Annotated in this window: 16 protein-coding genes and 1 tRNA gene; 9 read left to right on the top strand and 8 right to left on the bottom strand. The window is 71.0% G+C overall.

Going from position 1 to position 24636, the window contains the following annotated elements:
• Positions 1-16: 16 nt before the first annotated feature.
• The gene (locus WMF20_RS29665) at positions 17-718 is read right to left on the bottom strand and encodes a hypothetical protein (protein WP_437605263.1); all 702 of its coding nucleotides are present in this window, start codon (positions 716-718) and stop codon (positions 17-19) included.
• Between the two features lie 228 nt (positions 719-946).
• On the opposite strand from WMF20_RS29665, the gene WMF20_RS29670 reads away from it, so the two are divergent.
• Positions 947-1570, top strand: a complete 624-nt coding sequence (locus WMF20_RS29670) for a hypothetical protein (RefSeq protein ID WP_437605264.1) — start codon at positions 947-949, stop codon at positions 1568-1570.
• Between the two features lie 104 nt (positions 1571-1674).
• Positions 1675-2784, top strand: coding sequence for a hypothetical protein (locus tag WMF20_RS29675; protein ID WP_437605265.1), 1110 nt, complete (start codon positions 1675-1677; stop codon positions 2782-2784).
• 48 nt (positions 2785-2832) lie between these two features.
• On the opposite strand, the gene WMF20_RS29680 is transcribed toward WMF20_RS29675, so the two are convergent.
• Both WMF20_RS29680 and lon read right to left on the bottom strand, forming a co-directional pair.
• A complete protein-coding gene (locus WMF20_RS29680; protein WP_437605266.1) occupies positions 2833-4014 on the bottom strand; it encodes an FHA domain-containing protein in 1182 nt (393 codons plus the stop codon).
• A gap of 229 nt (positions 4015-4243) precedes the next feature.
• Positions 4244-6697, bottom strand: a complete 2454-nt coding sequence (gene lon / locus WMF20_RS29685; protein ID WP_129577586.1) for an endopeptidase La — start codon at positions 6695-6697, stop codon at positions 4244-4246.
• 407 nt (positions 6698-7104) lie between these two features.
• On the opposite strand from lon, the gene WMF20_RS29690 reads away from it, so the two are divergent.
• Both WMF20_RS29690 and fmt read left to right on the top strand, forming a co-directional pair.
• Positions 7105-7923 (top strand): formylglycine-generating enzyme family protein, encoded by an 819-nt coding sequence (locus tag WMF20_RS29690; protein ID WP_437605267.1) that lies wholly within the window; start codon positions 7105-7107, stop codon positions 7921-7923.
• A gap of 126 nt (positions 7924-8049) precedes the next feature.
• On the top strand, positions 8050-8985 hold the full coding sequence (gene fmt / locus WMF20_RS29695) for a methionyl-tRNA formyltransferase (protein ID WP_437605268.1): 936 nt from the start codon (positions 8050-8052) through the stop codon (positions 8983-8985).
• Between the two features lie 33 nt (positions 8986-9018).
• Here the strand turns inward: fmt and WMF20_RS29700 are convergent, their stop codons facing one another.
• The 3 genes from WMF20_RS29700 to deoC all read right to left on the bottom strand — a co-directional run bounded on the left by WMF20_RS29700 (position 9019) and on the right by deoC (position 12562).
• A complete protein-coding gene (locus WMF20_RS29700; RefSeq protein ID WP_437617185.1) occupies positions 9019-9858 on the bottom strand; it encodes an aldehyde dehydrogenase family protein in 840 nt (279 codons plus the stop codon).
• A 122-nt stretch (positions 9859-9980) separates the two neighbouring features.
• The gene (locus tag WMF20_RS29705) at positions 9981-11516 is read right to left on the bottom strand and encodes an aldehyde dehydrogenase family protein (RefSeq protein ID WP_437605269.1); all 1536 of its coding nucleotides are present in this window, start codon (positions 11514-11516) and stop codon (positions 9981-9983) included.
• 92 nt (positions 11517-11608) lie between these two features.
• Entirely contained in the window at positions 11609-12562 is a 954-nt protein-coding gene (deoC, locus tag WMF20_RS29710) for a deoxyribose-phosphate aldolase (protein ID WP_437605270.1), read from the bottom strand.
• A gap of 78 nt (positions 12563-12640) precedes the next feature.
• Here deoC and WMF20_RS29715 point away from each other — a divergent pair, with 78 nt between their 5' ends.
• The 3 genes from WMF20_RS29715 (at position 12641) to WMF20_RS29725 (ending at position 14557) form a co-directional block, all read left to right on the top strand.
• Positions 12641-13378 (top strand): peroxiredoxin, encoded by a 738-nt coding sequence (locus WMF20_RS29715; protein ID WP_437605271.1) that lies wholly within the window; start codon positions 12641-12643, stop codon positions 13376-13378.
• A 165-nt stretch (positions 13379-13543) separates the two neighbouring features.
• Positions 13544-14434, top strand: coding sequence for an alpha/beta fold hydrolase (locus WMF20_RS29720; RefSeq protein WP_437605272.1), 891 nt, complete (start codon positions 13544-13546; stop codon positions 14432-14434).
• 48 nt (positions 14435-14482) lie between these two features.
• Positions 14483-14557, top strand: a tRNA-Thr gene (locus tag WMF20_RS29725).
• Between the two features lie 127 nt (positions 14558-14684).
• Here the strand turns inward: WMF20_RS29725 and WMF20_RS29730 are convergent.
• Positions 14685-14984 (bottom strand): hypothetical protein, encoded by a 300-nt coding sequence (locus WMF20_RS29730; RefSeq protein WP_437605273.1) that lies wholly within the window; start codon positions 14982-14984, stop codon positions 14685-14687.
• 480 nt (positions 14985-15464) lie between these two features.
• Here WMF20_RS29730 and WMF20_RS29735 point away from each other — a divergent pair, with 480 nt between their 5' ends.
• Entirely contained in the window at positions 15465-16394 is a 930-nt protein-coding gene (locus tag WMF20_RS29735; protein WP_437605274.1) for a trypsin-like serine peptidase, read from the top strand.
• 383 nt (positions 16395-16777) lie between these two features.
• Here WMF20_RS29735 and WMF20_RS29740 read toward each other — a convergent pair whose 3' ends face one another.
• Positions 16778-18643, bottom strand: a complete 1866-nt coding sequence (locus WMF20_RS29740) for a hypothetical protein (protein WP_437605275.1) — start codon at positions 18641-18643, stop codon at positions 16778-16780.
• A gap of 747 nt (positions 18644-19390) precedes the next feature.
• Between WMF20_RS29740 and WMF20_RS29745 the strand changes: the two genes are divergently transcribed.
• The gene (locus WMF20_RS29745; protein ID WP_437605276.1) at positions 19391-24334 is read left to right on the top strand and encodes an FG-GAP repeat domain-containing protein; all 4944 of its coding nucleotides are present in this window, start codon (positions 19391-19393) and stop codon (positions 24332-24334) included.
• Positions 24335-24636 lie beyond the last annotated feature (302 nt).

The following is a 24636-nucleotide window of genomic DNA, read 5'->3' on the forward strand; positions in this document are numbered from 1 at the left end:
GGCGCGCGCCGCGCGCTCAGTACACGGTGAGGCTCTGCAGCGCGGCCGTGATCTCGTCGGCGTTCGCGTCGATGTTCTCGTGGTGCACGATCTGCACGAGCAGGACGCGGCGGGGGCTCCGGACGAGGATCTCGTGGGCGAACGCCTCGGACACGGGCTTCGAGGGGATCTTCGCCTTGACGAGGTAGCTGCGCCCCTGCGTGTTCGCGGTGGCCACCGGGGCGCGGCCGGAGAGGATCTCCGCGCCCTGCTCCTCCAGGTCGGCCTCGTAGCGCTTGAGCACGTCGGGCCACGGGTCCTCGGGGCTGTCGATGCGCTCGTAGATCGAGAACAGGAACTGGCGCGGGGACTGGTACGTGATGAAGCGGCGCTCGGGCGTGTAGTCGGCGCCGCCGACGTTCCAGTCCATCGGGCGGCTCATGCGGACGTCGCCGTTCATGAGGCCCACGCCGATCCGGCGCGGCACCCGGTCGGTGGCCGGGGCGTCGAGCGGCGGGAAGTACACCTCGAAGCTCTGGTCCTTGCTCAGCAGCCCGCTGGCGCCGTGGAGATAGAAGACTTCGTCCTGCTTGGGGGCGGTGGGCGACCCGCCGCAGCCGGCGAGCAGCGCGATCGCGGCCGCGGCGGCGCAGGCCGCGCCGGCGCGCCCCGCGGCGGCCGCGAGCCCTGCGCGGAGGGCGGGGACGTGCGCGAGCATCGGCATTCCGAGGTGCCTCATCGGCCGAACTTTAGGCCAGCGGGGGCGCGCCAGCCAAATGTTCGCAGAGGAGTTTGCCCTCGGGGCGTCCGGCATTGAATGATTGCCCGGCCCGGGCAGCGCTGCGCCCGCCGATCGAGGCGACGCCCCAGGTGCCGCGAGAGAGCCATGTCGAACGAAAGCAAACCGAGCCGCAAGGGCGCGCCCGCCGGAGCACCGGCGGCGAGCGCGTCGAGCCCCCCCTGCAGCATGAGCCCCGCCCGCGGACGTCCGGCGCCGAGCCGCGCGCCAGGGCGCCCCGCGCTCGCGGCGGCGTTCGCGCTCTCGCTGGCGGTCCCGGCGTGCAGCGGCATCGACGCCGGTGTGGAGTACCCGAACGATCTGCCCGAGATCGACAGGTTCCTCTTGACGCCGGAGAACGGCCGCGAGCCGTCGCTCGCGTTCGGGGAGTTCAAGGTGGGCCCCGAGGCGTGCCAGGGCGTCGACACGCACCCGGTGACGCAGAAGCTCGCGCCCGACGACCTCGCGCGCTTCCTGTCGGCGCAGGGCGCCGGGAGCATCGCCCCGAAGCAGGCGAGGTCGAACCTGTACTGGTTCGACTTCCCTGCGAGCGACAAGTCGTTCGTCCGGCTGCGCCTCGCGGTGCTCGAGGATTCGGAGCACGCGACGAAGGATCTCCACGATGCGGTGCTGCAGCACGGGCCGGGCTGGTGGGGCGTCCGCCGCTCGAACCTCGCGGTGCTGGCGCCGAAGGCGAGCCTGCGGGAGGCGATGGCGTTCGCGATCAAGTACAAGCTCGTCTGCTGGGGGGTGTTCACGTACGCGGGCAACGACGACGCGTACGTCGTCCCCGGGCCCTACGCGGAGCTCTGAGGCGAGCCGCCCGCGCGTGAGGCCGAGGCGCACCCCGGCGCCGCGCGGCTTGGCGGCCTCGGCGGGTCTGGCCCAGCTGCGGGGAGTCCGCGTAGACTGCGCCCATGCGCCGTTACGTCATGTTCGCCGCCGCCGTCGCTCCGATCCTCGTGGCCGCCGCCGTCACCGTGCCCGGCTGCGGCGAGGAGTTCGAGAACATCTGCGCGTTCCTCAGGGATCCGAACAGCTGCTACGCGACCTTTCACGACGACATCAACGACAGGTGCGGCGCTCCGGGCGCAGGGAATGGGCCGAAAGGCAGCTTCGCGACCCGTGAGAAGCTCGACGTGTGCTTCCTCGAGGGTGGCGGGCAGGTCATCTTCGATCCGCCGCTCGACATCGCGGCGTTCCCCCCGACGAGCGTCTCGTTCAAGCGCATCGACGCCCAGGCGCAGGAGTGCGGCTCGTTCACGTACGCGGGGGAGTTCACCTACTCCGTGACGATCAATCCTTGCGGTGAGCCCGAGAACGCTGGCGGCGCCGGGGGCGCCGGCGTCATGCTCCCGCAATGCGACGATGGCAGCGGCGACGAGGGTGGCGGCGGCAGCGGCGCCGGCGGAAGCGGCGGCGGCAGCAGCGCTGAGGTCGTCAGCGTGAACGGCGGGGCGGTCGCCATCACGACACCGGAGGGCCGGGACATCCTCGATGTGAGCTGCGCCGACGGGACTTCGCACCATTTCAACCGGATCGACGCCGCCGAACGGGAGTGTGGCGGCTTCGACCAGCTGCTGCCGAGGGCGGTGCTCGAGTCGAGCGCTGGCCTTCAGCCTCCGCCCAAAGCCGACCTGACGGACGAAGCGGAGGTCAAAAAATACGCCGGATTCATCAGCTTCCGCGTCCACTACCCGCCGATCGATGCGCCGACCGACAGCGAGGGTATCGTGAAGGAGACCCCCGCCGCGGTGGTCGAGTACTTCAATTGCGTGATTCCGCCGGCTGCGCCGCTCTGCTTCAACGGCGAGAAGGATGGCCTGGAAACCGACATCGACTGCGGCGGCACGCTTTGCGATAGGGACTGCGGGGATGGGCAGGCCTGCGTCACCCCTAACGACTGCACGTCCCGGAGATGTGAAGTCGACCCCTCGACCGGCTTCAAGACATGCCAGGCTGCCGAGGGCGAGGGTGAAGGCGGCGCAGGCGGCACCGGCGGGGCAGGCGGCACCGGCGGACAGTAAGCTCGGTGGAGGCCTGGGCCTGCGACGCAGCGCCCAGCCGCTCTCCGCTCACGCCACCAGCACCTTCACCACGAACGTCGTGCTCCCGAGCCGCAGCCGGTCGTTGTCGCGCAGCTGACGGCGCTCGCCCTGCCCGAGGCGCTGCTCGTTGACGAAGGTGCCGTTGCGCGAGCCGTCGTCCTCGATGAAGACCTGGCCCGTCGTCGGGTCGGCGTGGAGCGACGCGTGCCGCGACGAGGCGCTCGCGTCGGGGAGCCCGATCTCCGTCGCCGGGTCCGCCCCGGCGCGCCCCACCTGGGTGCGCCCGCTGTAGATGGGCCAGAAGCTGCCCCCCGGGTCGTTCTGGAAGGTCACGAGGAAGCCGACGAGCACGCGTGACGGCTGCCCCGGGACCGGCTGCACCGCGGCCGGCACCGCGCCCTGCACCATCGGCGGCGCGACGATCGCCGGCGCCCTGCCCTGCGCCGCCGCGGGCACCCCGCCCTGCACCATCGGCGGCGGCGCCACCGCCCCGCCCTGCACCAGCGGCGGCGGCGCCACCGCTCCTCCCTGCACCAGCGGCGGCGGCGCCACCGCCCCGCCCTGCACCAGCGGCGGCGGCGCCACCGCCCCGCCCTGCACCATCGGCGGCGGCGCCACCATCCCCGGCGCCGCCGTGGGCACGACCATCGGCGGCTGCGCGACCATCTGCGGGGGCGTGCCGAAGACCGGCGACGGCGCCCCGGCCGGCTGCCCCATCGCGCCGCCCATCGGCGCGCCGGGCACGATGCCCGGGATCGGCGACGCCAGCGGCGGCTGGGCGGGCGTGACGCCCGGCTGGTTCATCGGAGGCGACGACGGCTGCGACGTGAGCCCCGCCGAAGGAGCCGCACGCGCCCACGGAGAGACCGGGAACGGAGAGTCCGCGCCGCTCGAGAAAGGGACGCCTCCCGGCGACGCCGCGAGACCACCCCCCACCCCGACCTGAGGAGGAGGCGGGTAGGCCCCTTGCGCGCCGCCCACCGCGCCGTACCCCTGCGGCACCGCGCCGCCGTAGCCGGAGGCGACCGATTGCCCCGGATAGCCCGGCGGGCCAGGCGGAGCGTAGGCGCCCGCGCCCCCCTGCACCGGCGGCGGAGGCGCGACCGGGCCGGAGGCTGAAGGCGCTGCACCCGCCACGCTCGCGCCGCACATCGTGCAGGCAGCGTCGGTTTCCTTGAGCATCCACGCGCAGTTCGGGCACGGCCTCATGCGAGGACGAGGCTACCGATTCGCTTGACTTCCGTCGAGACGAAAGCCGGCGGCAAGCGCGCGCACGCCCGCGGCGCGCCGCGCGGACGCAGGGCGTCGTTCGATGAGGCCCGGCCCCGCGAGGTGAGCGCCTCGCGGAGCGCGACGGTCGCCGCCGCTCGCCCCTCTTGACGAAAAAGGCGCCGCGCGTCCAAGCCGCGCGGCGCCTCGCAGACCGATCGCCCCTGGATCAGTTGCTCGCGATCGAGCTCTTCTCCGACTTCTCCAGCTCCTTCTTCTCGCCGTCCTTCGACTCCTCGGTCGCGGGCGCGGGCTCGGGCATCCGCTCGAGCGCGGCCTCCAGGACCTGCTCCATCCGGCTGACGAAGAAGAACTGCAGCTCGTCCACGACCTCCTTCGGGACCTCCTCGAGATCCGCCCGGTTGCGCTCGGGGACGATGATGCGCTTGATGCCGGCGCGGTGCGCCGCCAGCACCTTCTCCTTCAGGCCGCCGATCGGGAGCACCCGACCGCGGAGCGTGATCTCGCCCGTCATCGCGACGTCGTGGCGGACCTTGATCCCGGTGAGGAGCGAGACGAGCGCCGTGAACATCGTCACGCCCGCGCTCGGCCCGTCCTTGGGCATCGCGCCGGCGGGGATGTGGATGTGCAGGTCGCTCTTCTCCAGGAAGTCCTTCGCGATGCCGTACCTCGCCGCGTTGCTGCGCACGAAGGACAGCGCCGCCTGCGCGGACTCCTTCATCACGTCGCCGAGCTGGCCGGTCAGCTGGAGCTTGCCCGTGCCGTACATCCTCGTCGCCTCGATGAAGAGGATCTCGCCGCCGACGCTCGTCCACGCGAGGCCCGTCGCGACGCCGCTCTCGGCGGTGCGCTCGGCGACCTCGCTCGTGTACTTCGCCGGGCCGAGGAACTCGTGCAGGTCGTCCTCGTTGTCGACGCGCCGCTTCTGCGTGTCGCCCTCCGCGACCTTCACCGCCACGCCGCGGATGACGCCCGCGATCTGCCGCTCGAGCGAGCGGACGCCGGCCTCGCGCGTGTAGTGATCGATGATCTCCTCCAGCGCCTTGTCGGTGACCTCGAGCTGCTCGGTCGTCAGCCCGTGCTCGGACAGCTGCTTCGGGAGCAGGTGCTGCCGCGCGATCGCGAGCTTCTCCTTCCGCGTGTAGCCCGGGATCTCGAGGATCTCCATGCGATCGCGGAGGGGCGGCGGGATCGGATCGGCCACGTTCGCGGTCGCGACGAACATCACGTGCGACAGGTCGTACGGGATCTCCAGGTAGTGATCCGCGAACGTGTTGTTCTGCTCCGGGTCGAGCACCTCGAGCAGCGCCGCCGAGGGGTCGCCCCGGAAGTCGTGCCCGATCTTGTCGACCTCGTCCATCATGAAGACCGGGTTGATCGTCCCCGACTTCTTCATGCCCTGGATGATCTGGCCGGGCAGCGCGCCGACGTAGGTGCGCCGGTGGCCGCGGATCGCCGCCTCGTCGTGCACGCCGCCGAGCGAGACGCGGTGGAACTTGCGGCCGAGGGCGCGCGCGATGCTCCGGCCGAGCGACGTCTTGCCGACGCCGGGCGGCCCGAGCAGGCAGAGGATCGGGCCCTTCTTGTCCTGCTTCAGCTTGCGGACCGCGAGGTACTCGAGGATGCGCTTCTTGACCTTCTCCAGGCCGTAGTGGTCCTCGTCGAGCACCTTGCGGACGCTCCCGATGTCCAGGTTGTCCTGCGTCGACTGCGTCCAGGGCACGTCCAGGATCCAGTCGAGGTATGTCCGCACCACCGTGTACTCGGCCGACCCGACCTGCATCGTCCGCAGCCGCTTCAGCTGCTTCTTCGCGACCGTCTCCGCCTCGGTCGGCAGGTTCGCCTTCGCGATGCGATCCTCGAGCCCGTCGAGATCGCCCTGGTCGCCGTCGTCCTCGCCGAGCTCCTCCTTGATGGCCTTGAGCTGCTGGCGGAGCACGTACTCGCGCTGGTTCTTGCCCATCTCCTCCTTGATCTGGGAGTTGATGCGCTCGCGCATCTTCAGGATCTCCAGCTGCCGCGTGAGCAGCCGGAGCACCTTGCGGATGCGCTCCTTCACGTCGATCGTCTCGATGAGCTGCGCCTTCTCCTCGACCGGCGCGTCGAGGTTCGCCGCGACGAGGTCGGCGAGCGCGCCCGGCGCCTGGATCGAGTCGATCAGCGAGCCCGCCTCGCGCGGGAGCTCGGGCATCAGCTGGATGACCTGCTTCGCGATGTCGCGCAGGCTCATCGCGAGCGCCTCCGCCTCGACGTCCTCCGTCGCCGGCTCGTCCATGCGGCGGATCTTGGCGCGCAGGTACGGCGTGTGCGCCGTGACGCTGTCGAGCCGGATCCGCGTGAGGCCCTGCAGGATCAGCGAGTAGTTGCCCGAGCTGTGCTTGAGCGCCTTCAGCACGCGCGCCGCGCAGCCCATGGGGTACAGATCCTCGGCGCCGGGATCGTCGGTCGACGGATCGCGCTGGGCAAAGATCGCGATGACCGGGCCGGGAAGGTTGTCGACATCCTCGACCAGCGCGACCGACTTCTCGCGGCCGACATCGAAGGGCGCAACGGCGCCCGGGAACAGGACCGCATTGCGGATCGGCAGAACCGGCAGCTCGTCGCCGAAGACGACCTCTTCCTCGGAGCGCGGCGGCATCGGCGGGTTCTTTTTCTCGGACATGGCGATCTCCTCTAGGCACCCGACCGGGGGAGGTAAACCCCTTCATCAACCTGAGGCCGGGTCGCGCGGCGGGCGCGCGCCCCGGTCATCCTGGCTTGCATCCAGACGGATGCGAATGGTGCGACGCGGAGCCCTGCTGGCAGCTCTGGTGGAAGACAGCCCGCGAGGCTACGGGAACTCACCATAGACACGGCGCATGCCGCGTGCCACAGCCCTGGCCATTTTTTTGAATGGGGATATTCTGCGGGTCAGCTCCGACCTGCAGCGCTCGCTTGTCGGGCGGCGCGGCGACGCGGCGCAGGGTCCACCGCGGCGCCACCGCGGCGGACGAGAGGCGCATCTTCCGCCTGCCGCCGCCCGCCGCGGCGACGCCCGGCGCGGAGCGACACCGGAGCCCTCGCTGAACGATGATCGATCCCCTGCTCGGCCTCGGCGCGCTCGCGCTCGCGATGCTCAGCCTGCCAGCGGCGCCGTCCCTCGATCCAGGGCCCAGCCCGGCGTGCCCGCCGGACATGCGGCTCGTCACCGGCACGCACCATGACGAGGTGCAGCACGTCTGCGTCGAGCCGGTGAAGAGCGGCAAGGCGACCCACTGCTTCGCTTACTGGGAGGACATCACCGCGGAGGAGGGGCCGACGACCGAGATCGCGGTGTGCATGGATCAGTTCGAGGCGCCGAACCAGCGGGGGGCGAAGCCGCTCGTCATGCAGTCGTTCGAGATGGCGACCGCGTGGTGCGCGGCGCGCGGCAAGCGGGTGTGCGCCGAGCAGGAGTGGGAGCTCGCGTGCGAGGGCGCCGAGCGGCGCCCCCTCGCCTACGGCTGGCGCGTGGACAGGACCGTCTGCAACAGCGGCAGGGCGTGGCGGCCGGTCGACGAGCGGAAGCTCGGCGCCTCCGGCGAGGTCGCGCAGCGCGAGGTGGAGCGGCTCTGGCAAGGCGCCCCGAGCGGCTCGTACCCCGGGTGCGCCTCGTCGTTCGGCATCTTCGACATGATGGGCAACGTCGAGGAGTGGGTCGCGTCGCGCCGCGGCCGGCGGTGGCCGGGCGCGCTCATGGGAGGCTTCTGGGCCAAGCCGTGGACGGGCTGCCGCGGGACGAACGACGCGCACGACCCGAAGTTCGTGTTCTACGAGACCGGCTTCCGCTGCTGCGCCGATCCGCGCGGCGCAGCAGCGGGCGGGAAGGACGACGGCGAGCAGGGCGGGCGGCCGGCGGCGCTGCCCTGAGGCGGCGCTGCCCTGCGCCGGGGCCGCCGCGGCGGAGCCCGCCGCGATGGAATGGAAGGTCGCGGCCGTGCCTGCCGCGATGGAAGAAGGCGCCGTGCCGGGCGCCGCTCCTGCTAGAAGCTAGGCGTGCGCGCGCTCTTCTTCGGTACCCCCGCCATCGCCGTGCCCTCGCTCGAGGCGCTCGCGTCGATCGCGGACGTCGTCGGCGTCGTCTGCCAGCCCGACCGGCCGGCCGGTCGCGGGCTCGAGCTCAAGGCGCCGCCGGTCAAGGTGAAGGCCGGCGAGCTCGGCCTGCCGGTGGTGCAGCCCGAGAAGATCCGCACGCCCGAGTTCGCCGCGTGGGTGAAGGACGCCGCGGCCGACGTCGCGCTCGTGATCGCCTACGGCCGCATCCTGCCGAAGGCGGTGCTCGATGCGCCGCGGCGCGGCTGCATGAACCTGCACGCGTCGATCCTGCCGCGCTACCGCGGCGCCGCGCCGATCACCTGGGCGATCGCCGGGGGCGAGGCCGAGACGGGCGTCTCGCTGATGCAGATGGACGAGGGCATGGACACCGGGCCGGTCTACGCGATCCATCGCATCCCGATCGGCCCCGACACGACCGCCGACGAGCTCGCGGTCGATCTCGGGGCGCTGGCGGCGCGCGTGGTGCGCGAGGACCTCCGCCGCGCCGTGGACGGCGAGCTCGAGGCGACGCCGCAGGACCACGAGGCGGCGACGCACGCGGCGCTCCTCAAGAAGGAGGACGGGCGCATCCGCTGGGACCGGAGCGCCCGGCAGATCCACGACCACATCCGGGGGATGACCTCGTGGCCTGGCGCCTTCACGACGATCGAGGGCAAGGCGCTCAAGGTGCTCGCAGCGCGCGTCGAGCGCGAGGCCGAGCCCGGCGGGGCGCCGCCGGGGACCGTGGTGATGGCCAGCCGCAACGTCGTGATCGTCGCCTGCGGCGAGGGCGCGATCCAGCTCCTGCGGGCGCAGGCCGAGGGGCGGAAGCCGCTCGCGGCCGCGGATCTCGTGGCCGGGCGGACGCTGCAGACGGGGATGGTGCTCGGCCGCTGAGCGGCGCGCGGCGCGCAGCGCACCTCGCCCGCGCTACGGCCCGGCCGGGTGCCAGATCGTCTTCAGCTCGACGAACCGCTCGATCCAGCGCGGGGACGTCGCCGCCCGCTCGTCGAACCACTCCGCCTCGCCGAGCGCGCGGGACCGCACCCGCTTGACGCTGGCGGCGGCCGCCTCCTCGAGGCGCTTCGCCAGGGCCGCGTCCACGCCGTGCAGATCGAGCGCGGCGACCTCCATGTGCGCGGCGAGGTGCGGCAGCACCTCCGCGGGCTGGCCGGTGAGGAGGTTGACGACGCCGCCCGGGAGGTCGCTCGTGGCGAGCGCCTCGCCGAAGACGAGGGCGGTGCGCGGATCCGCCTCGCTGGCGAGCACGACGCAGGTGTTGCCGGCGGCGATCACCGGCAGGAGCGCGCCCGCGAGGCCGAGGAGCGCGGGGCGCGGCGGCGCCGCGATGACGACGACCCCCATCGGCTCGGGCACCGTGAAGGTGAAGTGCGGGCCGGACACGGGGTTCAGGCTCGCGAAGAGGCTCTGGTACTTGTCGGCCCAGCCCGCGTAGGCGACGGCGCGATCGATCGACGCGAGGACCTCGCGCTCGGCGGCGCCGGCGCCCAGGCCGCCGCGCTCGAGCGAGGCCGCGAGCTCCGCGCGCCGCGCCTCGAGCATCTCGGCGAGGCGGTAGAGGATCTGCCCGCGGTTGTAGGCCGAGCGCGACGACCAGCCGCCGAGCGCGCCGGCCGCCGCGAGCACCGCGTCGCGCCCGTCCTTGCGCGAGGCGCGCGGGATGTTCTCGACCGCGCCCGCGCCGCCGTGATCGCGCACCTGCGTGTACCTCCCCGACTCCGAGCGCACGAACGCGCCGCCCACGAACATCTTGTACGCCTTGCGCACGCCGACGCGCGCGCCCGCCTCGCCCGCCGGCGCGGCCGCGCCTGCGCCCGCGCCGGCTTGCGCGCGCCCCTCGTCGCCGCCGCCGTCCTGGTTGCCGAGCGCCATCAGTCCACCTCGAGGTAGGCGAGCAGCCCCTGGCGCCCGCCCTCGCGGCCGAAGCCGCTCTCCTTGTAGCCGCCGAACGGGGAGCTGGGGTCGAACTTGTTGAAGGTGTTCGCCCAGACGACGCCGGCGCGGAGCCGCTCTGCGACCCAGAAGCTCTTCGAGCCCTTGCTGGTCCAGACGCCGGCGGACAACCCGTACATCGTGTTGTTCGCCTTCTCGATCGCCTCCTCCGGCGTGCGGAAGGTCAGGACCGAGAGCACCGGGCCGAAGATCTCCTCGCGCGCGATCCGGTGCGACTGCGCGACGCCCGTGAAGAGCGTCGGCGCGAACCAGTAGCCGCGATCCGGGAGCGCGCAGCTCACCGAGAAGCGCGCGGCCCCCTCGCGCTCGCCCGCGGCCACGAGCTCCCGGATCTTCTCGAGCTGCGCCCGCGAGTTGATGGCGCCCACGTCCGTGTTCTTGTCGAGCGGATCGCCGACGCGCAGGGTCGCCATGCGCTCGCGCAGCTTGACGAGCAGGGCGTCGTGGACGCTCTCCTCGACGAGCAGGCGCGAGCCCGCGCAGCAGACGTGGCCCTGGTTGAAGAAGATGCCGCCGATGATGCCCTCGACCGCCTGATCGAGCGGCGCGTCCTCGAAGACGATGTTCGCGGCCTTGCCGCCGAGCTCCAGCGTGAGCCGCTTGCCGGTGCCGGCGAGCGCGCGCTGGATGCGCTTGCCGACCTCGGTCGAGCCGGTGAACGCGACCTTGTCGACGCCGGGGTGGCCGACGACCGCGGCGCCCGTCGCGCCCGCGCCCGTGACCACGTTGACGACGCCGGGCGGCAGGTCCGCCTCCTCGATGATCTTCGCGAGGAGCAGCGACGTGAGCGGCGTCGTCTCGGCGGGCTTGAGGACGCACGTGTTGCCCGCCGCGAGCGCGGGCGCGAGCTTCCACGCCGCCATGAGGAGCGGGAAGTTCCACGGGATCACCTGCCCCGCGACGCCGAGCGGCCGCGGATCGCGCCCGGGGAAGGCGTGCTCGAGCTTGTCGGCCCAGCCCGCGTAGTAGAAGAAGTGCGCGGCCGCGAGCGGGAGGTCGACGTCGCGGGACTCCTTGATGGGCTTGCCGCCGTCGAGCGACTCGACGACCGCGAGCTCGCGCGACTTCTCCTGGAGGGCGCGGGCGATGCGGTAGATGTACTTGCCGCGATCGAGCGGGCGCAGGCGCGACCAGCGCTTCTCGTACGCGGCCCGGGCCGCCTGCACGGCGAGGTCGACGTCGCGCTCCGACGCCTCGGCGAACTCGCAGAGCTTCTCCTCGGTCGACGGGCTGATGCTGTCGAGGTAGCGGCCTGACTCCGGGGCGCGCCACGCGCCGCCGATGAAGAGGTCGTACCGCGGCGCGATCTTCACGTGGTCGCGCCCCTCGGGCGCCGGCGCGTAGCGCCACGCGTCGCCGAACACGACGGCCGCCTCGCGCGCGGCGCTCGCGGCGCCAGATTCCCGGGGCGAGCCCCCGTCGCCGCCTGCCGCGGCGGTGCTCCTGTCGCTCATGCCGCGCACTCTACGCCGGCGGCCGCGCGTTGAACATCGGACCCGGCCACGCCGCGCGACGCCGCGCCGCGCGCGCGCCCCACCGCGCGCGGTCAGTCCTTGCTGAAATAGTCGCCGCCCTGGTAGGCGCCGGTCCGCTCCTTCTCGAGCTGCATGAGCACGTCGTTGAGGAGCGTGGACGCGCCGAAGCGGAACAGGTCGCTCGTGAGCCAGGCGTCGCCGAGGGTCTCCTTGACCAGCACGAGGTAGTGGAGCGCCTGCTTCGCCGTCCGGATGCCGCCGGCCGGCTTCATCCCGATGCGCTGGCCGGTCGCGTGCGCGTGATCGCGGATCGCCTCGAGCATCACCAGCGTCACCGCGGGCGTGGCCGCCGGGGTGACCTTCCCGGTCGACGTCTTGATGAAGTCGGCGCCGGCGAGCATCGCGATGCGGCTCGCCTTGCGGACGCGGTCGTAGCTCCCGAGCTCGCCGGTCTCCAGGATCACCTTGAGGTGCGCGCGCCCGCACGCCTCCTTTGTCGCGGCGATCTCGTCGTACACGGCGTTGACCTCGCCGGCGAGCATCGCGCCGCGGTCGATCACCATGTCGATCTCGTCGGCGCCGAGCTCGACCGCCTGGCGCACGTCGGCGAGCTTGACCTCGAGCGTGGACAGCCCGCTCGGGAAGGCGGTCGCCACACTCGCGACCTTGACGGTCGAGCCCGCGACCGCTCGCCTGGCGACGGGCACGAGCTTCGGATAGACGCACACCGCCGCACACGGAGAGATGTCCGCGCGCTCGTGAGGGCGAAGCGCCTTCTGGCAGAGCTGCTCGACTTTTCCGGGCGAGTCTTTTCCCTCGAGGGTGGTGAGGTCCATCATGGAGATGGCGAGCTTGAGGCCGGCGACCTTGGCCGGGCCCTTGATGCTCCGTTTGCCGAGCCCGGCTGCCCGCTCTTCCACCATGACCTTATCCACGGTAGGCGAAGAGAAATCGGGGTAGGTGATTCCCCTGCCCTGGCGCACCGCGCCGGGGGCGGCGCCGCTGCCGTTTCCGTAGATCGCCATCGGCCTGGTCTCCTGCCGGCGCAACGTACCAGAAGCGTCGGATCGATCCTACCGAGTGCGTGCTAACGTGGCGCTCTGATGAAGAGACGCTTCCCGACTGCCCTCGTTTTTGTCGTAGTTGCTGTCGTCTTTGCCTTTGTCTCGCTGCTCGCGTGTGGCGCGGCCGAGCGACCCGACGGTGGACAGGGGCTCCTCCCGGTCGGCGCGACGGCGCCCGACGTGTTCGCCGCCGATCAGAACGGCGCGATCCAGCGGCTGTCCGACCAGCGGGGTCGCGCCGTGGTCGTGTACTTCTATCCGAAGGACGGGACGCCGGGCTGCACGGAGGAGGCGTGCGCGTTCCGCGACGCGTGGGATCGCTTCAAGCAGGCCAACGTGCAGGTCTTCGGTGTCTCCCCCGACACGCGCGAGTCGCACGAGGCGTTCGCGACCGAGCACCGGCTGCCGTTCCCCATCCTCGTCGACACCGACCAGACGTGGGCCAACGCGTTCGGCGTGCCGACGCGGCTCGGGTCGATGGCGCGCGTGACGTTCCTGATCGATCCCGACGGCAAGGTGGCGAAGGTCTACCCGGACGTGGATCCCGGCGTACACGCCGACGAGGTGCTGAAGGACGCCGCGCAGCTCACGGGCGCGGCGCTCCCGGCGGCGCCTGCGGCGTCGGGGAACGCCGCGCCGGCGGGGCCCGACGCCGCGGCGCCGGGCGGTGCGGGCGCGCCGCCTGCGGGGGCGGCGCCGACGGGATCGGCCGTGCCGGTGGCGACCGGATCGATGCTCCCCCCGGCGGCTCCCGCGGCGCCTCCGGCGAAGCGGTGACGGCGTCGGGCGCGCGGCGCGCGCGGGGGGCCCACGTGAACGCCTGCACGCGAGAGCACGCGCGTGGTGCGTAAGACGTCGGAAACTTGGAAGGCCAACGGTCTGGATCTGTGCGTCCATCGCTTTCGCGACGACGGCGCGCGGCCGTCCGGCCTCACGCTGCTCTTGCTCCACGGCTTCCTCGACGCGGGGAGCACGTGGGATCTCGTGGCCGAGCCGCTCGCGAGGGCGGGGCACGACGTGATCGCGCCCGACCTCCGCGGCTTCGGCCGGAGCGGCCGCGTCGGCGCGAGCGGCTACTACTACTTCCCCGACTACATCGCCGACGTCGCGGCGCTCGTCGACGCGCTCGCGCCGGCGCGGCTCGGCGTGGTGGGCCACTCGATGGGCGGCGCGGTCGCGGTGTACTACGCGGGCGCGAGCCCAGGCCGCGTCGAGCGCCTGGCGCTGCTCGAGGGCCTGGGGCCGCCGGCGCGCGGGCCCGAGGTCGCCGTCGCGCGCATGGAGACGTGGCTGCGCGAGATGAAGGGGCTCGATCGGGCGCCACGGCGGCTCGCGTCGATGCAGGACGCGATCGCGCGGCTCGCCGCGCATCACCCGCGCGTGCCGCGCGACGTGCTGGCGACGCGCGCGCCGCTGCTCACGCGCGAGGAGCCCGGCGGCGGGCTCGCGTGGGCGTACGATCCGATGCACCGGACGACGTCGCCGCTCTGGTTCCAGGTGGAGGCGTTCACGGCGTTCCTGGAGCGCATCGCGTGCCCGACGCTGGTCGTGAGCGGCGGGCCGACCGGGTGGCGCCCGCCGGACGAGGCGGCGCGGGTGGCGAAGCTCGCGCGCGCGGAGCACGTCGAGCTGCCGGACGCCGGGCACATGATGCACTGGTCGGCGGCGGCGGAGCTGGCCGAGCGGCTGGGCGAGTTCTTCGCGAGAGGGAGCGCCGGCGACGCGGCGGGCCCGACGAGCGGGGAAGCGAGGCAGGCCGCGGAGGCCGCGCCGGCCGCGGAGCCGGCCGCGGAGACGGAGAGGCCGGTCGGGGGGGTGAATAAAAGAGCTTGACTCGGCGGGGCGAGTGGGTAATCTGCGCGCCTCCTCAACGAGAGGCGTGCCACCTTAGCTCAGTGGTAGAGCAACGGTTTCGTAAACCGTAGGTCTCGGGTTCAAGTCCCGAAGGTGGCTCCAGAAAAGAACGGCGAGCATCCCCGCTTCCCTGCGGATGTGGCTCGTTGACCAGCCGGATGTCGCCGGCGCAGGGCGCTCTGGGTAACATCTCGAGAGAGCGCGTCGCGCGGCGTGACGAAGCTCACCCTCAAGGGTCGTTGAGGTCGTCGTAGTCCGCGAGCCCCCGATGGCCTTGTAACGGCTGCGCGACGCGCTCGTGCCCGCGCAAATCCACGGCGATGCTCTCTCGCGAAAGCAGCACGTCGCGGGCGTGGAGCGGCGCAGCGCCCGTGTCGGCGCGCACGGCGTCCACCGAGCGGTGCTCGCTACCGCGCCGGGCGCGATCCTGCTCATCCGACGCGACGCGCGTCGGAGACGCTCCGGCGGCGTCGGCGGAGATCCGGGAGGCCTCGGCCACGTCCCCCTTCAGGAGGGGTGTCGCGTCCACGCGCCGGACAATGAGCCTCCCGCCGTGACGTGCGGCCCGCTCCACCGTGACATGTCACGGTGTGCAGGGCGACATGTCACGATGCGCAGGGCGACATGTCACGGGCTGCGCCGTGACATGTCACGGCGCGCAGGGCGGAATCACCGCCAAAACCTGCCAGCGCTCCCGGATCCGTCGTGCGTTTGAGCTGGCGCGCTCGTTGCACTGCCCCCTGAGCGGTACTCTTTATCTGACCCGCTGCATGGCTGGATCGTGATCCAGCGGAAGACGGGCGGTCCCGGATAAAGCGTATCCCGCGATGAACCCGATGCTGCAGGCGGAGGCTCCCTCCGACCGAGCATGTCGGGAGCATCGATGTGGCCGCGTTCGAAGGCCAGCGGTCTGGCCCACGGGCTTCGGTGACGAGCCCTGTGTGTCGCTCTGCGCGCCGCGAGCAGCGGAGAAGAAGAACAACCACTCAGGACGCAGGCGAGGACCCCAATGACGAACATCAAGGATTCGAAAGGTTGCCGCGGGATGGTAGGAGCTGGGCTCGTATGGGCTCGCACGGGCGCAGCCGGCGCGCTGCTCGCTCTGGCAGGCTCGGCGTGCGTCGCCGCAGATCCGAGCGATGACCTCTCCGACGAGCCGCTCGGGACCCACGCGGAAGAGATCCGCGCCGGCACGGAGGGCGGCGGAGTCGGCGCCGTAGAGATCGGAAACGGGATTGAAGGATTCTGCACGGGAACGCTGATCGGTCGACACATGGTCCTCACCGCGGCTCACTGCTTTGACCATCTGCTCGGCACGGCGCTGACGGGGTCTGTGAGCGTCTCGGTATCCTACGCGCGCACCGGGACCACCTGGAGCTGCATGACAGGCACCCCCTCGAACGGCAAATGCTCGACGAACCGCAGTGTCTCGGTGCGACGCCTGCAGGACGGATGGGACGCGCAAGCCGACATGGCCGTCGTCTTCCTGGCTGCGGGCGGCGCGTTCGACAACGTGACGGCCAGCGACGCCGCCGATGGCATCTACGCAGGGTACCTCGGCTCCACGGAGCCCTATACGTTCTACGGGCGGGGCTACTACCACTACAATGGCACGGGCCAAGACGTCATGCGCTTCATGAATGATTCGTTGAACTGGGTAGGTGCCGAGCACTTCGTCACGGACGCGGACGGCATCCGAGTCTGCGAAGGCGACTCGGGCGGCCCCTATTTCCTCAGGAACACCAACTGGATCTTCGGCATCCATTCCAACTCGGAGAAGCCGGGTGACGATCATTGCGCCGAGGTCGGCGGCAAGGCGCGGGGCATGCGGATCTCCAGCACCCGGATGAGCCAGATCAACAACTTCCGCAGCCTCAAAGGGCTTCCGGCGTGCACGCCGCAATCGAGCTCATTCCCTGACTACTGGGTCTGCCAGTGAGCGCTCGCTGACGTAGCGCTTCCGCGCCGATATCCGGATCGCGCGGCGCCGCTTCGGGTCTGCCGTCCACGCCCCGGGGTGAGCCCGACGAGCTCACGTCAGCGCCGCGCGCCGCCTCGCGCAGCCTCTCGCCCTCACCTCCAGCACAGGATCAGCAACATCGCGACGGGCGCGACGCCGCTCGTGCGCCTCGACGCGCGCTGGAAGCGCCCCCACAGGCGTCGACGGAGAGCCGCGCCCGGAGCCACGGAGCTGCCCGCGTTGCGCGCGGCGGACAAGGAGCCCACCAGCCCGGAGCGAGATTCCGGGTCGGCGGGCTCGCCGTCGAAAAGCACCGAGCGGCTTCGTCCCGCGCAACCGGGGACGGCCGCGGGCGACCCGGTTCAACGCCCGGCCGCGGCCGCGGCGGTGGACGTGGCGAGCCGCCGGAAATGCTCGATGCCGAGGAGGTTGCACAGCGTCTCCAGGTGCTGCCGGCGCGCCCTGTTCTCGTCCAGCAGGCGGGCGGCGAGCTCGTGCCCGAGCAGATCCACGGCGATGCTGTCTCGCGAGAGGAGGACGTCGCGCGCGTAGTCGTGGAGCGGCCCCGCGACCATGTCGGCGCGCATGGCGTCCACCGAGCGGCGCTGCTTGGCCGAGCGGCCCCGCCACGCGGTCGCCGCTCGCCAGAGCTCGCTCGTGACATAGAGCAGATCGCGCGCGAGCATGCGCCCGAGCCCGGGCCCCTGGAGCCGGAGCAGGGCGTTGTCGTTCACGAGGATGCCGCGCGCGGGCGGCAAGAAGCGGCGCACGATGGCGTCGTGCAAGCCCGCGTGCATGCCTATCGGGGAGGGCAGGCTGAACGCCAGCCGCACGACGGACGGGCTCGCGTACGGGCTGAAGCTCCTCCACCAGGAGAAGCGCGACGTGAGCGCGCCCCAGCGGCCATACCGCTCGAAGAGGTAGAACTGATCGAGCACGTCGTGCACGTCGGGCGAGCGCCGGAACATCGCCTCGACCACCGCCTGCGTGCGCTCGCGGACGGCGGCCGGATGCTCGGGCGAGCGGAAGCCTGGCGCGGCCAGGCGGCGCCACTTCCGGGCGAGGAAGGCCGCGACGTCGCCGGCGCCGGCGCCGGCCACCCGCCGGTACTGGCCGGGGCGAGCATAGTAATAGCCACGGAAGATCTCGCCCCCTCCCCCGTCGAAGCCCAGGGGGCGCTCGTCGTCCCAGCTCGGATACCTGTCGATGGCGCGCTTGGCGCTGGAGTCGCCGTTCATGTGGAACGCGATGAGATCCGCGTGACGGCTGAAATCATCATGGATGGGCAGATCCAGCTCGCGGTGCTCGTGCCGCACGCCCGAGAGGGCGGCGATGCGCCTGGCCACGCGCACGTCGAGGCTGTCGGGCGCGCCGGACGTCTTGGCGACGATGCGCTCCGCCGGCACGACCGACGCGACCAGCGCGAAGACGGCGCGGCTGTCGATGCCCGCGGTCAGGTCGGCCCGGACCGTGTCGAAGCCCGCCGCGGCGAAGCGCGTGTTGTCGCGCATCCTGTCGACGATCTGGTCGATTCGCTCGCTGACCGCGGCCGCGTCGCGGGCATCGACGCGGCCCTCGAACAGCCCGAGCGGCGCGGCGAGCCGCTCCAGGCGGCCGCCCCGCAGGCGCAGCCAGTGCGAAGGCTCGCACGGCTCGACGTGCGCGAGCAGCGGCCGCCCGCCGATGGACCAGTCGGCGGCGACGATCGAGCACGCCGAGGCGTGATCGATCTCGACGGGGCACGCCCCGGTCGCCACGAGCGCGATGTCGTGGGGAGAGACGTAGAGGGCCCCGCCCGCGTGCAGGGTGCGCAGCGCCCGGCGGCCGAGCAGGTCCGAGATCACCGCGACCGTGCGCTCCGCGCGGTCCACGACGACGGCGGAGAAGTTGCCGTCGAGCGCAGCCACCGAGGCCCCGCCGCCCGACCTATAGGCGCGGAGGACGGCGCTCGCGGGCGACTCCCTAAACTCGCCTTGCAGCTCGCCGAACACCAGCACAGCGTGCGTGTCGGTGACCACCTGATCGAGCAGGTCGAGCCGCGGCCGCGGCTCCGGCGCGAGGAGCGCCCACCCGCCGCCCACCTCCGGCAAGACCTCCACCGCGATCCGGGGCTCCGGGCCCACGGAGGGCATCCGCTCGCCGATGAGGAGCGCCGTGCGTCGGAGAAACGCGGCGGGATCGCGGTCGCTCGCGTCCGGCATGTTGAAGGCGGCGATGAACGAAAACAAGATGTTCTCCCCTGACCTGTGATGCCCGTCCAGAAAAGCGGGTGATTGAGCGCGTCCGCGGTGAGCGCGCCTCGCGCGCGATGAGCGCCAGCGGCGGAGAGCGCTCTGGCGCGCGCGAATCTAGCCGGAGCTCCCCCAGCGCCGCAAGCGCCTGAGCGCGCTCTGCCGACCCGGGGCAGGTCCCGCGGGCAGGGCCTGACGTCCCCGAAATGCCGGGGTTTCCCGGGCGTGCGCCACGCGGCGTCGCCCATGAGCGCCGCGCCGCGCTCGAGGTCGGCGGGGTGGCCGGCCGACGCGTGCGGAGCGCGAGCTCGCACCGATGGCAGCGGAAGCGAACGCGCTCTCGGTCGCGGTCTCGAACTACACCGTCGTCGAGAGCACGTCGTTCCCGACCAGCGAGCTCGCCTCGTTCGGGCCGACGCTGAACCTCGACGTGGTGTCGCCCCCTCCCCACGCAGGAAACCTGCGCGCCCGCCACCTGGTGGCACGCGGCCGCCGACCACATGCCTTGTGCCACGTGGCACGTGCCACGCGCCGCCATGCGCGCGGGGTGCGGGGTTACGAGAGCGCGGGCCGCTTCGGCTCCCCGGCCACCGCACCGCGCTCTGCGGGGAGGCGCCCGTGCAGTGGCACGGTCGCTGCCTTCGCGGTGCGCTGCTGCGAGTGGGCCGCCTTCACGCAACAGCCAGCCTGCAGGCCCAGAGAAGGAGATCGATGCGTCACTGGTTAACATTGCTTGGATCCATCGTGCTGATCGGCGTTCCGATCACCGCCGATGCGCAGACCGAATGCCGAGGCGAAGCTCAGATCTTTGCCGTCTCGCGGTACCGTGACACCGAGGACCTCCCGTCGATCTACGTGTACGACGGCGACCACGTCTTCACCGTGCGCGGCGACAACTACGGCGAGCCCCATTACGCCACGGCCATCACGTTCGCCAACATCGACGGCGATCCGGACCTCGAGCTCATCGCGGGGCGCAACTGGCGCAACTGCGTGAACTGCGACGTCGTGCCGCGCCTGGTCATCTACGACGATAAAAACACCCATTTCAAGCAGATCGCGACGCTGGGCGACTGGGGCACGGGCAAGGGCGTGCAGGCCCTGGCGGCGGGCGATCTGGACGGTGATGGCGTCGACGAGGTCGTCGTCGGCTTGAACGAAAGCACCGATGCGCTGGCGGCCAGGGTGCTGATCCTGGATGACTTCATCCATGACGGCGAGAACACCCGTTTCCAGACGATCCTCGAGCAGCGCTCGAACCCGGAATGGGGACCGGACTACTACGTGACGGGGCTCGACGTGCGCGACATCAACGGAGACGGTCGCGACGAGGTCGCCATCTCCAGGGACAGGCAGTGCGGCCTCGGGTGCAGCGGCATCGGGCGCCGCATCGAGGTCGCGAGCCTGAATGGCAGCGGCGATCTCACCACCATCTTCAGCGCGGGCGATGGCGTGTTCGGCGACGATCCCGTCGTGTTCGGGGTCAAGCTCCTCGATTTCGACGGCGACGGCAATGGGGATCTCGCGGCGATCGCCGAAGGAGATCACGGCGACCCGCGCGTGTTCGTCTTCCCCGGCACGCACGATTTCTTCACCAGGGAGATCGCCTTCGGGGCTCCTTTCGACCCCGGCAGCGACAACTGGGACGGCGACCTCCAGGCCATCTCCATCAGCTCCGGGGACATGAACGGGGATGGAAGGGAAGAGCTGGTGGTCGGGCGGAGCGGGGGTGACAAGCGCTCGAAGCTCGTGATCTACAGCAAGAACGCCGACGGGAGCATCTCCGAGACCACCCGTGGCCAGGACTGGGGCGAAGACGTCGGCGCGAGCGCGGTCGCCATCGCCGACACGGATCTGGATGGCCGGGGCGAGCTCCTGTTCGGCCGCACCGAGAGCCCGAACCCGAGGTGGGGCGTCTACGACGACCTGCTCACAGGCGTCGCCTACCGGAAAGGGGGGACCACCGACTGGGACGAGGGCTACTACGTCACCGACATCGCCGTCGGCGACAAGATGTGCGTCATCCACGGCGATCCGCACCCCATCCCCGACTCGGTCGCGGACGCCAACGCCGAGTACGCCGACCGCGTGGAGCGCCTCTTGAAGGTGTGGATGCACACATTCAAGGGCGACTTCACCGACATCGGGACCTGGGAAAACGCGGGGACCGCGAGCTTCCGCCGCATCTCCGCGGGGCTCGCGGCGCTCGTCCACCTGGACGAAGCCGACGAGCTCAGGCCGCCGGAGGAATTCCCGCAGATCGTCGAGGACTGGCTCATCAACAACGCGCATTTCAGCGCTGACGTCGGCTCGGAGGCGGACTTCGATTTCTATCTCATGAACGCGATGACGCTGCTGAACGCGTTCGGGAACACGCCTGCGGGCTCGGAGCCGCTGCTCACAGACAAGGCCGTCAACGCGCTGCTCTTGTACCCAAGGAGTACTCGGCCAGAGTGCGCCGACATGGACCTGCCACACGATGACTTTCTCTACAAGTGGGAGTGCACCCCCTTCGCCCTTTACGCCGGAGATAAGGTGCGCAAGCTGGAATACCCGACCTTCTGGGTAACAGTCCCGGAGACGGAGAACCACGTCCTGATGATCAACGCCTGGATTTACCTGGCGAATCAGTGGATCCGCAACAACCCACGAAACGACCCGCAGCTCCAGGCCCTTCACGACCGGAGCCCCGAGAAGTACGTCAACGACGGCACGGAGCTCGAGCAAGCGCTGCTCGCCATCATCGGCCGGGTCACGAAGAACGGCTACTTCGAGACCAACGCGCGGCCATACCAGGGCTTCACGCTGCGCGCCTTGATGCAGCTCGCGAGCCATGCCGAAGGCGAGAAGGTGCGGACCGCCGCGCGCAACGCCGTCGATTACACCGCCGCCATGGTCGCCTTCCAGTCCTACCACGGCAAGCGCTACGCACCGATGCGGCGTCGCTGGGAGTACAACAACGTCCTGGAGCTGTACACCTCCGATTACCCGCCCATCATGTTCGGCATCCTGACGGGCGCGTATTCGTTCAATGATGATCCGAATTGTCCAGAAACCGCTCGCAACTGCATGTGGTGGAGCGGCGGAGACCAGTACAGAGGGTTCGCCCTCGACGCCGTGCTCAGCGGCTACCAGGTGCCGGAGCTGATCCACCACTTCATGCTGAAGCCGGACAACGAACAGCCCGGGTTCGGCGCATACACGCGCGCCGGGTCGCGCTACTCCACGGAGATGTATCGGGTTCACGGGGCAGCGTACTACCCGGCGCCCAACGTGATGGGCGACGAGGACCTCGACGCCATCGCGCGTGATCTGAACAACAACCCGTCAGAGTCGGTCCCCGGGACGACCGGGTCATGGCGATACGAGCCCGCGGCCGAGCACTACTTCTCCACCAGCGACTTCCTGAACAGCTCAGGCGGCAGGTACGGGCGCTTCATCCACGCGGGGGTGTGGCCTCACGAGCAGATCTTCGAGCCTGAGGACAAGAAGAACGCGCACGACTTCCTCGCGAAGCCGAGCGTGCTGTTGCTCCCCGGTGATCAGGGCAACTGGGGCGTGACCGAGGCCCAGCGCGTCACCCCGATCATGAGGGGGAGCGGCTACGGCTCGAACAACGGGCCCGTGTACAAGAACGTCACGCTCGGCTTCGATCCCCATGAAGATTGGCCGACGCGGACTCCGGATGGCTGGGGCCAGAGCGACGTCGTCATGCTGGACAACGGGTCGAGGGCCAAGGTGATCACCAAGCCGGGCGGCGACCTGCACCTCGTCGTGGTCTCCTTCCCCGTCATGCATGGCGGTCTGTGGGAGGTCGTCCCTGGTCATTGGGGCTCAGGCACCGAGGAGCAGGGCGTCCCGGCCGCGGAGGTCCTGAGCGCGGTCGTGTCCAGGAACGCCGGCCTGACGGCGCAGGGCGTCGTGTTCCCCTACCGGACGGTGGTGAGCGAAGAGCAACTCGACATCGGCTTCTCGGAGGAGGAGTCCCTATTGTGGATCGACAAGATCGATAACGCCCCCGCGGGCGCGTTCGACCCGCAGGAGCCGCAGGCCATCATCGATTTCCCGCTGCTCTTGGTCCAGCAGGTCGACGCGGACTACCAGTTCACGGGGGTCGAGTACGTGCGCGCCATGGGCGACGGGCTCGTCACGATCCACAACCCGCACCTGAACTCGAAGTTGATCCTCGACTCGCGGGACCACCACAACCCGACCCGCATCGCTGAAGGGGACGCGGCCACGGATCCCCCGAGCCAGATCCGGTTCGACGAGGGCTGGTTGTTCCCCGATGCCGGCTCCGCCGAGCAAAACGCCAACGGCAGCGGCTTCATCATCACCCCGGACGGCGCTGGCAACGCCCGCATCGACCGCGAGTACCAGCGCACAGGGACGACCTGGACGCCGGGGTCGGTGTCGTTCTCCGTCGCGGTCACCGGCACCCCGACCCGCAGCGCCCGGCTCAAGGTCACCCTCGAGTCCCCCTCGACCGGCACCGTCCAGCTCGGCTCGACCGTCGTGCTCGCCGACGTCCTTGCGGCGGGCGAGACGGACGTGCTCTTCAACGTCCCTGTCGCCGCCCTGGAGGCGCTCCAGCAGACGCAGGATTTCGTCAACATCGCCATCGACGTCGCGGGCGCCGCCGGCGCCACCGTGCACGTCAAGTCGCTGCGGGCCACCACGTACCGCTCCACGCCGCGCGGCCAGGCCCTGGTCGGCACCTGGGACGACCCCTGGACCACCACGGCCAGCAACTCGATGAACGCGGTCGCGACCGTGGGCGAGACGTCGCAGCGGGTGTGCTCCTCGGGCTCCCGCACGCTCGAGAGCCCGCCCTTCACCCCGAAGGACTTCACCTGGATCTCTCGCCACCTCGCGCTCGACGTCCGGATCCCCACCGGGCTGCCGAACCCGGCATGGCAGGGCTCCGTGCAGCTCTACTACCATGATCGCCCTGAGGACACCGTTGCCCAGTTCGCCGGGCAGTTCGACCTGACCGGCTACCCGGCGGGCGAGTGGGTCACGGCGCACTTCACGCTGCCCGAGCCGATCTTCGAGGCCCTTCAGGAGACCGACCGCGGCTCCACCCTGCAGATCTCGCTCATGGCCGACGCGGCGAACGGCGACTGCTTCCAGTTCGACAACGTGCGGTTCATGGGGGAGCTCCAGTGGAACGGGGCGGCGAGCCCCGGCGTGGACGACGGGCCGTTCGTGCCGGTCACCACCGCCGAGCGCGTGCTCGGCTTCGAGACCGAGGACGCCTGGCACGTCGTGCAGGGGACCACGGTGAGCCTCGTCGAGTCGCCGACGAATCCGGAAACGAACGCGCTTTCGCTCCCGGTGTCGAACTACACCGTCATCGAGAGCACGTCGTTCCCGACGAGCGAGCTCTTCACGTTCGGGCCGACGCTGAAGCTCGACGTGGTGTCGCCGCCGCCGGTCAACCCCGGCTGGTCGGGCGATTCCACGCTGTTCCTGGCGTGCATGGGCGCGAACATGTCGCACCAGGAGGTCGCGACGAACACCGTCCCGCTCCCGCAGGGCTCGGGCGCCCACGTCGTCAACTTCGTCGTGCCTCCGGCGGGTCTCGCGCTCCTCGCCCAGGACAACGAGTGCCAGCTCCGGCTCGTGCTCAACGCCCCCACCAACGCAGGCACCTACGTGCTCGACAACCTGCGCTTCGCCTTCTGACAGCACCGCCCCGCAGGGCCGCGCGACCCCGCGCGGCCCTGCCCGCCTCGCGCGCTGGCCGGCGAGGCCATCCCCACGCGTCATTCACCTGGAGTTACCAGCGCGTCAGCGTGCTGCGGCTGGCCGGCGAAGCTGTAGGCTGATCCCGACGGCGCCTTACCCCCTCACGGTCCCAACCACCGCGACGGCAAGAAGCGCCGCCAGACAAAGCACCAGCACCCCGACCACGACGATCCCCCAGCGCTTCCGCGAAGGCATCGCGCGCGCTGTCATCACGCCAGCGCCACCCCTCGCCTCTTTCC

Source organism: Sorangium sp. So ce834 (assembly GCF_051521425.1).
Taxonomy (GTDB): Bacteria; Myxococcota_A; Polyangia; order Polyangiales; family Polyangiaceae; genus Sorangium; species Sorangium cellulosum_D.